Consider the following 12,312-nt stretch of genomic DNA (forward strand, 5'->3'; position numbering starts at 1 on the left):
ATTACGCGCGATAACGGAATAAAGGTTGACCGAATTGGATAACTTCACCATTTTTCACTAAAATTTCTTCAATCACGCCACTTTGAGTTGCTTCAATTGGGTTCATGATTTTCATTGCTTCAATAATACCCAAAGTTTCACCAGCAGATACTGTTTGACCTACTTTAACAAATGGTGCTTCACCTGGGCTTGGAGCAGCGTAGAACACGCCAACCATTGGAGAAGTTTCAACTGCTCCACGCGGTGTTTTTGCAACTGGTGCTTCTGCAACAGGAGCAGCCGGAAGTGCTACACCAGCCGCAGCAACGACAGGATTGCGACGAGTTAAAGCGATTGATTGATCACCTTCTTTAACTTCGATCGCTTGCAAGTCAGACTCAATCATTAAATCGATGAGTTTCTTAATTTTGCGGATATCCATGGGCGACTATTCCTAAACTAGTTTGGGTTAGATGGTTGAATTTTTTCAATAGCGTAATCGAGTGCAAAACGATAGCCTTTTGCACCTAAACCACAAATCACGCCAATTGCTTTATCAGATAAATAAGAATGATGTCGGAATGCCTCTCTTGCGTGGACATTCGACAAATGTACTTCAATAAATGGAATGGCAACGCCAAGTAGGGCATCGCGTAGAGCAACAGATGTATGGGTGAGGGCTGCAGGGTTAATAATAATAAATTCTACGCCTTCAGTTTGTGCTTGATGAATACGATCAACAATGGCACCTTCCCAGTTGCTTTGAAAAGTATCTAATGTGAGTGAAGCTTGTTGAGCTTGGCTAATAAGTTGTTGGTTAATATCATCTAAAGTAAGATGACCATATACTTCTGGTTCGCGTTTTCCCAGCAAATTCAAATTCGGTCCATGAATCACCAAAATGGTCGAACTCATTCAGATTGCTCCAGCTCTAAAGTTGCAAATATTCTTTGCAAGATGTCTGCAAAGTTTGCTTATTATGGCATATGTTTCTACAATTTTTTTATAATTTGTTTTCATCGTCGCAGAAAGGGTATACCAAATTCGGCTTATATATTGTAAATTTTGCGATGATTTAGCAATGTTAAAAAATGACAAAATTTCAAGTAATTTAATGGAGCTTATTTTAAACTGAATTGACAAAAACAGTTCATGTATTTTGTGTAACGGCTATAGAGTTCTCTCCAATCACTAATAGCTCATTCCATCGAGTTAGATAATTTTTTGAACGGTGAAATTGTTTCATGTGCCAAGATGGATTACGGGAATGATAACCGACTTGTAAATAGTGACTGCCAAATCGGTTACGAACTGTGCTGAGTGTTCGCATTAATTGTTGTCTTTGCTGAATCAACTCAAGAGGTTGCCATAAATCATCAATGTGATGTTGACGGGGATGCAAACCACAAAATAAAACTCCAATCTTAATGTATTTTTTATTTTCTTTATATAAAACATCTATTTGCTGCATAGCTGCTTTTGTTAATATGCATAAATCATCTGTTGCATAATTTAAGCCTATCGCTTGAGAAGACGCTTTTTTATAAGGTGGTTTATCTATTTTTTCATAAAGCATGACTTGAACGCAGACACAGAGCTGTTCTTGTTTCATTAAACGGCGATGAGCTCGGTTAAGATGAAAAATAAGTGCTTGCTTAATAATTTCAATACTGGATAAAGCTTGAGCAAAACTACGTGATGCTAAAATTCGTTTGGTGACAATTGCAGGATCGTCGAGTTGAATACAGGATTGGCCTTTTAGCTCACGAATGGTACGCGCCATAACCACAGAAAAAGCTTTTGCTAGATGATGCTCATTGGCAAAAGTTAAGTCTAAGCATGAATGAATCTCATAACTCCGTAATTGTTTGACTAATTGATAGCCAATTCCCCAGACTTCTTTGACTGAAGTGTGTTGCATGAGGTCTTCAAGAAGCAAAGGGTCTAAAGTAGTGAAATTACAAATTTTATTAAAGCTTGGAATCTTTTTAGCATAGTGATTGGCTAATTTTGCTTGAGTTTTTGAATATCCGATGCCAATACAGCAAGGTAAGCTTAACCAATTTTCTAGAGTTTCTACGACTTTGGCACAGTAAGAATGGATATCTAGAGATTGAAGGTAGGGGGTAAGGCGAATAAAGCATTCATCAATAGAATAAGCTTCTAAATCATCGGGCGAGAAAAACTCACCAAGAACTGAAAAAAAGCGACGTGACATTTCAGCATATAAAGTGTAGTTGCTTGAATAGACCTGTACACCTGCTTGAAGAGCTTCTTGTTCGATTTGATACCATGGGATACCCATTTTGATACCCATATTTTTTGCTTCTTCACTACGTGATACAACACATCCGTCATTATTAGAAAGTACTACGACTGGTAGGCCAATAAGTTTGGGATTAAATAGTCGCTCACAACTCACATAACAATTATTAATGTCTACGAGCGCGTAAATTTCGCGGTGTGAGATTTCCATTATGATTCGCCCCCTTAAAAATATTGGTAAAACTACATATTGATATTGTTTTCATAAACACAGTGATGGGGAGTGTAGGATGAAAAAGTTGTATCTTGAATATGTAACAAAATCAAGTTAACAAAATTTTTAGCAGAATGCTAGGGTGGTTCTGTGGGGTTGCCTCAGGTTAATAATGGAAAAAATAGATAAGAAATTAATATTTTTAATAAAAAAGGAGATCGCATGGATCTCCTTTTTGTGACACATTCAATGTCAGTTTTTGATTACCATTTATGGCTATAAGAAACTTTCAGCGTTGCGCCATTTGCCACTAAATGGCTAGTGTTATTACCAGATCTTAATAATTGGCTATAGAGAGGGTAGTACTTGCGGTTAAACATGTTCTCTAAACCAATCGTCACAGTGTCTTTTTTGTTAAGCGCAAAGCTACTGATTAAATCTGCTGTTGTATAAGTTTTTACATCATAGCGACCAAAACTATTTTTGCCATTTAAGCGGTAGTCTTCTGAACCGAAATAAGTGGCTTGTAGGCGGTTGGTCCAAGTTTCAGTTGGGCTATAAGAAATGTAAGCTGTGAGTTTTAATGGTGGAATACGGAAGCCTGTCATGTCTTGTTCGGTACCGTTTTGCGGTTTTTCACGGCCTTTCATCCACGTAACGCTACCACCAGTTCCCCAAACATTAGCATCATCAAGATAATCAAAAGTTGCTTCAACACCAGTGACTTTTTCTTTGGTTCTAGCAAGTACTAAACCATTGTTGAACGATTGCACAGCACCTAGGTCGGAAGTGGAGTGGAAGACCGCTAAACTTGAAGAGAAGTTATTGAAGTTTCCTTTCCAGCCTAACTCGTAGTTATCTACTTTTACGGGTTCTAAGAATGACGAACCAAGGTTAAAACCTTCACCAGCATTACGAATAATCAAACCAACATCAGGTAATTGGAAACCTTGGTTAAAAGATGCATAAATCGAGTGTTGGTCATTTGGAGAGAAAGTCACGTTAGCATTGTACAACCATGCATCAGCTTTCACTTTTCCGCCCTCAACGGTGTAAGGGTTGGGCTTACCTAATTGTGATAAAGGAACAAAGCTATCAATTTGGGCATAGCTGTCTTCATAACGCGTACCAGCTTCTGCTGACCATTGGTCATTAAAGCGGTGTTTTAACTGTATAAAACCACCTATACTTTGCGTGGTGAGTTCAGGTAAATAAATAAGTTTGCCAATTTTTACAAACTCTAAGCCACCAGATTGATCATAAATGTCAGGATCGAAAATATCTAAAGGCATTTCGCTTTTTTCGCGGCTAAAGTCACCACCCCAAACCAGTGAGGTGTCACCTAAAAACTCAAGTGGTGTAGTAACAGTTAAGCGGCTACCGAGTACATTATTTTCTTGATAAATCTGATCGACTTGCTTACCACGATTCGCATTTCCACGCGCATCAAACGGTGAAAAACGTGTAAAGAAGTCGCGGTAATAAATTTGAGCATCAACCTTATTGCCAAAAAAATCTTTATGGTTGTAAGTCAAATTGTATATTTGGTTTTCATTTTTATTTTGGTCTTTAAGCTTTAAGCCTTTAATTGCTTTTGCTGGTACAGTTCCAGCAGCGGCATTCTTAACACTTGGATCAGATGCATAGTCTGAATCTTGCTCCGCATTATAGTAGTTTGCAGCGAATTGTAGGTATTGGTTGTCATCAATATGATAACCAAGTTTACCACCTACGCTGTAAGCATCGGCATCATATAAATCGCCTTGACTTGGTTCCGGTGCAACACGGTCACCACTTGCATCGTACGGACTACCAATACGTTGGTAACCAAAGTCGAGCGCATAGTCAAAAGCGTTAAAGCTGCCTGTGAAATATTGATGAATATTGCCACTTAAAGCATTAGAACGGAAATTCGTTAATGGCGTTTGTAGTCCAATAACGGTTTTTGCTGTAGGTTCACCACCAGCCGCTTTCGTAGTAATTGAAATAATACCGCCCGCAGCACCGCCACCATAAATTGCGTTACTGCCGCGAATTACTTCAATGTTCGCAATACTTTCAGGATCAATTGCTGAAAGTCCGCGTGATGTGTCACGTGTAAGGTTCATCGGCACGCCATCGACCAAGATCAGGGCATTACGACCACGTAAAGTTTGACCATAATCGGTAATAGTTCGGCTTGAGTCGGAAAGGCCCGGTACGGCTTTTGCTAAAACGGTTGCAATACTGCCAGATGAACCATTTTTTAAAAGCTCAATTTGTTTTTCATCTAGCTTAGTCACTTGCTTGGCAGAGGTAGAAAGTTCATCTGCGCGTGAAGCAGTAATTGTAATTGTCGGGAGTGCTTCAGGCTTTTTTTCAACATCTGTTGTCTCAGAGGCTGAGGCTGCAAAGGCCGAGTTTGAGAGAAAGATGGCCCCACCAAGTGAAAGGACTGGAATGATATTTTTAACTTCAGATTTCCTCGTAAAAAGCTTATTACTCTTCTTATTTCCCATTGTCTCGCCCTGAGAGTGATTTTAAATTGTCAGGATTATAAATGAGAATCATTGTAATTAACAATATTGTTCATTGCTATAAAATAATATATTTGAAATTTATTCAATCAATTAGGGGAATTGGTATTTATTCCCCTAGAAGGGTTTGAACAGTGATTAGATTTCTTTAAAAGTATTGAGGTGATTTTGATGGGCACGGCGAATAATGCTTCGGTCATCACCAAGTACAAAAAGCTGAACGGATTGTTGTTTCCATGCCACAATATCTTCAGGTTGTCGGGGAATAGCACAGAAATGCTTTTGACTATTTTTAGTCTTTAAATACATCTCTTGAACTTTTTCTTTCACTTTTGGATGGCTAGATTGCCATGGCATTCCCATCGATTGAGAAAGGTCGGCAGCACCTTCTAGAATAATATCAATACCTTCAACTTTTAATATTTCATCTAGTTGTTCTAGTCCTTCCAAGCTTTCAATCATGGCAACGACAGCCGTTTCGTTTGCTGCGTGTTGAACAAAACTAGCTAAATCATCCATGCCGTATCGATTTAACCTTGTCGAGTTGAGTCCTCTTTGACCAAGCGGCATATAATGACAATAGTTCACGGCTTCTTGTGCCTGCTGAGCATTTTCTATACGCGGAAAAACAATACCCGTTACTCCTGCATCGAGCAGAGGTAGAACTAAATGGTTGGCGTTTAACGGCACTCTTACAAACACATCAAGACTCATAGCTCTAGCGGCTAAAATCATGGTCTCGACTTGAGACGTACTAAATAAAGTATGTTCCAAGTCGATAATAATAAAATCATAGCCCGCAAGTGCCAGTTGCTCGACATTAATCGGAGAAGCTACGGAACAAAATATTCCATAGAGCGTCTCACTATTTGCTATTCGTTTCTTAAAAGAAATCGAATGCTTATTCATATTCAATTTCCTTAATTAGGCTGAGTGGGTTTGGCGTGGTTTGTACTCTTAAACGAATTTCCGGAAGAAAACGACGGCTTGCGAGCTGTTCAATATCGATGGTGTCATCTGTAAAGTTAAACAATTCATATCGTTCCGCAAACTCTGGGTGAGCTTCTTTATGCTGATTAATAATGCTTCTTAACATGGTCCAGAATTTGATTTCATCGAAGTCATAATGTTCATTTAAGAAAATCGCTAACTCAGCCAGATTTACAAACCAAAGCGCATCTTGGGTAAAGTCTCTTAACTCATTTGGAGAATGGGTTTCCAAGAATGAGTTCGGGTTAATCTTGGCATGTTCTTTTGGAGCATCTTGTAAGTTAGGTAAAAGCTCGGGCTCACGTAAAAGATGACGACTAAAACGAATTCCATCGTGGAAATCTTTCAAGGCAGCTTTAACGGGTAAACCATTTTTATGAATCAGTACCATGTTTTGTGCATGTGACTCTAAAGCGAGGCCGTGGCACCATAAAATATGCATGATTGGTAAATAAGCATTGGTGAGTAATTTTTCTAACCAGAACTCGATACCGTACTCTTGGATCCACTCATCGATTAGAGGTTTTTGGTCTGTATCAACTTGCATTAAACCTGTTACTGGAGTGGCAGATTCACCTTCTTTTAAGTAGCTGTAAATACTTTCGCGCCAAATGCAGGCGAGTGCGCCGTATTGAACAGGTAAAGCAATCGGCTGGTTAACTGAAAGACCGCCAATCTCTCTTAAAATAACAGGCTTGCGCTGTTTTTCTAAAATAGGGTCTTGCTCAACAATGTTATAAAGCCAGTCACTCATTCTTGCCGCATTTTGAACGGTATGCGGTGCCAATACACGAGAGGTAGAAGTATTGACCAGGTTCATTGCCAATTTAAGAGAAAGCGCTGAGATGTCGCTAATATTCGATAAAGTTCGAATCGATTGCTGTGGCAAGTAAGTCGGACCTTCAATATCTAACGGGATGATCAGTTGGTTGCTAATCGCATCTTGATAATATAATTCAATAATTTTATCCCACTGCCACGGGTGAATTGGGGTGAGGATATAATCTTTAAAATCTACATTTTGCTCTTTCAACTGATCATTAATGGCTTGTAGATCTTTTTCTGAAAAATGCTGTTTATAAAGCTGCTCTAAGTTAATGGTTTCACTTAAAACCAGTTTGCATAAACTGTTATGAGTTGCCACCCATTGAACCGTAAAGCCTTCAGAAAGCTCAGGTGCATATTTTTGATTTTCTTTTAAATCAAAGCCGATACGTGACTTAAAGCTTGGGTGATATAAATGTGCATTAGTAATCCGTGCTTCTTGTTCTAAATAAGGCAAGGTTCTTAAAGGTTGAGCTGGGGCTTGGCTCAAAGTTTGCGCATGTTTAACGTAAGTTAAATTGAGCTCATCATTAAAGTTTTGCCATTTAACAGGGTCTGCTTCAATAATATTTTTTAAATCGGCAAGTAGCGTTTTTAAGCTAGGACGAGTTTCAGCATCTAAAGTAATATTAGAACGGACTAAGCTTGAAGGATCTAACTTAATTCGTTTAAAACTAAAATGTCGTTTGGCCGCGCAAGTATAAAAAACGGTATCGGAAATATAAAACTTGATCTGACCTTTAGAAAACTCGTATTTAAAAGTATTTTCAAAAATGAGTGCTTCTAATAATTGACTCATTACGCGATTTTCCGCGAGGGTTTTATAATTGGTTTGTTGTGTTGGTTGAAGAGGGCAAAGTGCTTCTGCGCCGCGATATTTATAAATAGGGTTTTCAACTTCAATCCAGATTGGATTGCCACCACTGTGGTAGAGCGTATTTAACATATTTGCCTTAATTGGTAATGTGAGTGAATTAATTAATAAATCGCGGTACTGCTGACCTTTGGTGCTAAAATTTTCTTGTGTGAGCGTAAGGCGGGTAGCTTGCCAAAGTTCAGATTCTTCAATGGCCGTAACGCGTGCAATTGCACTGATGAGATGAGCAATGTGATTGATCACGAGGTAGTATTTTAAAAAGATCCATGCATCTTTCTGAGAGAACCAAACGGTACTATCTTCAGAAATAGATGAGTCGTCTTCTATCATTTCTGGAACAATGCTAATACCTTCCATATCTCGAAGAATAAGACGATGTGGATAGCCATTTTTAAATTCCATTAAACTGTTTTGCATGTGCGCTTCTACGCTAATGCCTTTGTTTGCAAACAACTCAATTAATGGAATGAGTGAAACTTTAACGTACTGTTTCCACCAGAAAGTAATGAAGTCTTTCGCGTCTTTCGATTGTAGATTTTGGTTGGGTGCCGCTTGCTGAATAATGCTTAAAAGCGGGATTTCATGGTTTTCATTTTCTTCAACCAAGCCACCTAGCATTCTGGTATTTTCTAATACCTCTGGCGTGAGTCCTGCTCTATAAAGAATGCCAAATGAACTTTCAAGCTCTGGAATTTTGACTGTTTTTGCCTCTAATTCCGGCAGAATCACAAGGTCTGGATATTGCTCATTAATCTTGTGATTAATAATAATTTTGCTCGCATCAATCGCGCGTTCCATCTCATCCATTGGGTTATTACGAATGAAACTGGTAATTCGTACATCAATTGAAAGCTTTAGGAACAGGTTCGATTGAGGTAACCACACGGTACGAACAGATGAGGTTGGCCATACGGTTTGACCTAAAGCTCCCAGATAGATCACGTCTTGGTTATCTAAATATTTCTTTAAAGATGGATGTTGAAGTAAAAAGTTGGCTTGCCAAGGGTGGGTTGGCATTAGCTCGTAATTTGCTATGTTTTCTTGCAAACGCTCTTTTGCAGTTTCTAAAACTTCATCTTCAATACGATGAGAAGACTGTTCTTCACTTACAAGCTTTTGGATTAAAGAAGAATGAATTGCAAAGTAATGAAGTTGGAAACTTGCGCCTAACTCAGGGCTATACTTTTTCATGTCTTCTTTAGAGAAACCTAAATTGGCTTTAGAGGTCACATGAAAAGGGTGACCATATAACATGCCTTGTTCGGTTGCCTGAAAACCACTTAACGCTTTAGTTACTGTTTGGGAAGGCCTATTTTCTAAAAAGAATTTTGTATTTTCGATACTATTTACAATATCGGAGTACAAATTCTTATTTTGGTTTTTATCTTTAAATAAGCTATTCAGTTCATCTGTAATCAGCTTCACTAATTTTTTAGGGTCGATTAGCGAGTCAAATGTATTGTCGCTTAAATTTTGCAGGGTAAAACCACGTTGATATCTATGATAACCAGTGGTGGATAGATACTGAACTGCACCATAAACAATCGTATTAGATGCATTAAAAGTATAAGCAAAATACAGGGTGTCTGGGCGCTCTGCATACAGTGTGAATAAAGGAGAATCTTGAGCTGGGATAATATGCTTTTCAAGATTTACTTTGAGTTCACGAAAGAAAGTATTCAGGTACTGTTCGAAAAGTTTATAAGACCATGCATCGGTTGTAATAATTGAGTTCATTCTTGTGCCTCTTCTAAAATTGTATCCATTAAGAATCTGTTCAAAATCACCACTAATCCTGCACCGATAAAAAATAGTGAGGTGCAGATTAATGCAGCAGTAATATTGAAAAATGAGTAGGTGAGCGTGATGGTGATTGGGCCAATAAGTTGTCCTAAGACAAAGGCACTGTTAGAAATACCAATCACTTTTCCTTGGCTTTGAGTGCCGGCTTTTAGAGAAATTGTGTGTAAGATCGAAGGAATAAGGGCTGCAAAGCAGAAGCCTTGTATGAGTCGTAATACAAGAATCAGCCAGAGATTAGAAACCCATATCAATGCGAATATCGTGATGCCGCAAATTAAAGATGCGTAAATGAAGTTATTAAAAGAGTCTCCTTTATCATCATTTCTTTTCCCCCAATAGGTTGCAGCAATAAAGGCTGCTCCCCATGAAAGCGCATGAATGGTTCCCGTTAAACTCGCAGCAGATAACGATGAGTGAGTGCTTTGGCTTATTTCACTAATATACAGAACGAAGCAAGACACCAAACCAAAGCCACCGGCTTGAACCAAAATGCCGGCGCTTAACCATGAAAAAATCGTTCTATCAAAGAAAGCTGGAAGCTTAGATTTCTCTTTAGGTTTTGAAGCCTCGGTTTTAACGGGATTAGTTAATACAAATGACGCGATCACAATGAGTGTCATCACAACAAATGCTGTCGCGTTGAGTAATACTTCAACCCGCCATTGATCCATAAATATTCCGCCGAGCACGGGACCACATAAGCAAGCGAGCGCTACGCTACTTTGTAGTTGCCCAAAAGCGGCGCCTCGTTGTTGCTCATTGGAAAGATATGAAACGTAAGCATTTAAAATGACTGAGAGACCGCAAAACCCGAGTAAAATTCGCGCGAAAATAAACAGGTATAAATGCTGGGCGCTCGCCATGAGTAGTATTGAAATACAGAAACCAGCCAGAGAAAATAACAAGGCTTTTTTATGGCCGAATGTGTCGGATAGGTGACCCACAATCGGTGCTGTAAATAAACTGCCAATAGCCGGAGCCGCGAGTGCCAAACCTGCCCAGATAGTGGGAGCACTCATATGCGCAGTCAGTTTTTCCATATAGAGCGGCATGATCGGAATAAGCACCATAAGCCCGAAAGTGGAAAAAAACTGACAGAGCAGAATAATGAAATGATCTAGGCGAGATGAGCGCATGATTTAGATATCCATGGTCTCATAGCTAGAAACAGATAAGCTGTGATAAGGGTTTGGCGTAGTTCCAATTTTACTTGGCATGCCTGTTGAGTCGCTTTCTTGCGCAAGTAAAGGCGTAAGTAGCTGTTTGAATGGCCAAGTTTTATTGTCAAAAAGATAGGTTTGAATTTGCGATTTTGTTTGTTCTGAAATAGGTTGGGTTTCTACAAAATCTTGAATAATATCTTGAACCATCTCCCAAAAATCACTTTCTGTACGATCCGTATATTTCAAGGTAGCTAAAGCAATTGGGTAGAGATTAATTTGAATCCCTAAGGTAATGAAGTAATTAAATAATTCCTCATTTTTAGTAAAGATAAGATTGTTTGGTGTGCTGGTATCGATGGTATAAATCGGAGGAGTAAAACCACTTTCTTCAATGGCTGTGGTACATATTCTTAAGGTATCGTGGTCACGCAAAACAAAGAATTTAAACTTATTATTTTCATAACACACCATGGTGTTTTGCCCGTGGCATTCAGGCATGATTCCTTTTGCCCAAAGGGTTAAGAATGTTTGAATAAAATGAACACTTAAGTCTTTTAGTAATGACCATTTGTCACCTTCAATGCCTAAAGTTTCCCAAGGGTCGACATACGTACAGCTTAAAGCTGACATGGTGATTGGCGTGACATTTTTGTCTTGGCAAAAGTCGGGTAAATGTCTGACTTGGCAGCCGATTACACCTAAATTCTTTACAATAGGCTCTTGTTTACCGAGCACCCACCAATGTGTTTCATTGCTCAAAAAGAGGCGATTTTTTATTAAAGCAGTTTCATTAATGACTTCATTTAAAAAATCATAAGCCGTATGCCCATTCATTAAATAACGCCCTGGCATAGAGCGGATTGCACCTAATGTTTTGGCATTGGTCGAGAGTTTTAAATGCAGAGTAGGGTTTGCGTTGTGAATAAGGGTTCTTAAAGAAGAAGTCGGTAAACCAATTCTGGTGACATGGTTTAGGTCAATACCGTCGTACTTATTTTCTTCAAGCTTTAAATAGCGGTGTTGAGTCTTTAACAAAGGTAGGGCTAAGTAATCATCTGAAAGCTCAGCCATTTTGTCAGCAATAAGACTTTCCTCAACTTCTGTTAACAGAAGCTCTTTATGAGGAATCGACTCCATATTATTGATTACGTCATTTTTCTTAAATGCCCACCAATACACCTCAATTTCTTTTTGAGTTATGAGTGGGGCAAGTTCACCTTTTGAGTGAGCGAACGGATGAAATGGACGATCAGCTACCAGTGATAGCAATTCACTGGTCATTAAAGGCGAAGAAAATGAAAGGGCTGACTGTAAAATTTGAGGAATTTTTTCAGCCGTTACTAAGTTATCTAGCCAATAATCAATCGCTTTTTGATGGTGTGGAGATGGCCACCAAGTTGCTTTGGTTAAATAGTTAAAAACTTCAGAAATAGAAATTTTAGAAGTTGTATTGCTCAACACGTTATGAAGCAAAACTTCGGGTTGGGTAACATAGAAAGGATTTACACCATCTACTTTTAAACAGCTGAAATAGAGTTCCAACTCATCATTGAGAGTAATTGCCAGATAAGGCTTTTTATAGGAAATATGATCTCTAAAATCTCCATAATTCTCCATGTAGAGTGCATCTATCGTTTTTTGTAGTTGTGCTGTGTAAATCCGATCTAACATTTTAGTTAT

Annotated in this window: 8 protein-coding genes; all 8 read right to left on the minus strand. The window is 38.7% G+C overall.

The features are described 5' to 3' along the window. Position 1: 1 nt before the first annotated feature. Positions 2-421, minus strand: coding sequence for an acetyl-CoA carboxylase biotin carboxyl carrier protein (accB, locus tag MKX14_RS03045; RefSeq protein ID WP_000354611.1), 420 nt, complete (start codon positions 419-421; stop codon positions 2-4). 17 nt (positions 422-438) lie between these two features. Continuing rightward, positions 439-894: a type II 3-dehydroquinate dehydratase gene (aroQ, locus tag MKX14_RS03050; RefSeq protein ID WP_068563124.1), complete on the minus strand. Its 456-nt coding sequence runs from the start codon at positions 892-894 to the stop codon at positions 439-441. Between the two features lie 235 nt (positions 895-1,129). Next, complete coding sequence (gene impB, locus MKX14_RS03055) at positions 1,130-2,455, minus strand: Y-family DNA polymerase (RefSeq protein WP_240281722.1); 1,326 nt, start codon at positions 2,453-2,455, stop codon at positions 1,130-1,132. Positions 2,456-2,721: 266 nt separating this feature from the next. After that, on the minus strand, positions 2,722-4,956 hold the full coding sequence (locus MKX14_RS03060; protein ID WP_240281723.1) for a TonB-dependent receptor: 2,235 nt from the start codon (positions 4,954-4,956) through the stop codon (positions 2,722-2,724). Between the two features lie 156 nt (positions 4,957-5,112). Continuing rightward, a complete protein-coding gene (locus tag MKX14_RS03065; RefSeq protein ID WP_240281724.1) occupies positions 5,113-5,883 on the minus strand; it encodes an HpcH/HpaI aldolase family protein in 771 nt (256 codons plus the stop codon). Further along, the gene (locus MKX14_RS03070) at positions 5,876-9,403 is read right to left on the minus strand and encodes an IucA/IucC family protein (RefSeq protein ID WP_240281725.1); all 3,528 of its coding nucleotides are present in this window, start codon (positions 9,401-9,403) and stop codon (positions 5,876-5,878) included. The genes MKX14_RS03065 and MKX14_RS03070 overlap by 8 nt, the downstream gene beginning before the upstream one ends. Then, positions 9,400-10,605, minus strand: a complete 1,206-nt coding sequence (gene yuxJ / locus MKX14_RS03075) for an MFS transporter (protein ID WP_240281726.1) — start codon at positions 10,603-10,605, stop codon at positions 9,400-9,402. Before yuxJ ends, MKX14_RS03070 begins: the two co-directional genes overlap by 4 nt. Before the next feature lie 3 nt (positions 10,606-10,608). Further along, positions 10,609-12,249 (minus strand): IucA/IucC family protein, encoded by a 1,641-nt coding sequence (locus tag MKX14_RS03080; RefSeq protein WP_240282010.1) that lies wholly within the window; start codon positions 12,247-12,249, stop codon positions 10,609-10,611. Between the last annotated feature and the right edge of the window lie 63 nt (positions 12,250-12,312).

Origin of the sequence: Acinetobacter pittii (assembly GCF_022449185.1) — a bacterium.
Lineage (GTDB): Bacteria > Pseudomonadota > Gammaproteobacteria > Pseudomonadales > Moraxellaceae > Acinetobacter > Acinetobacter pittii_I.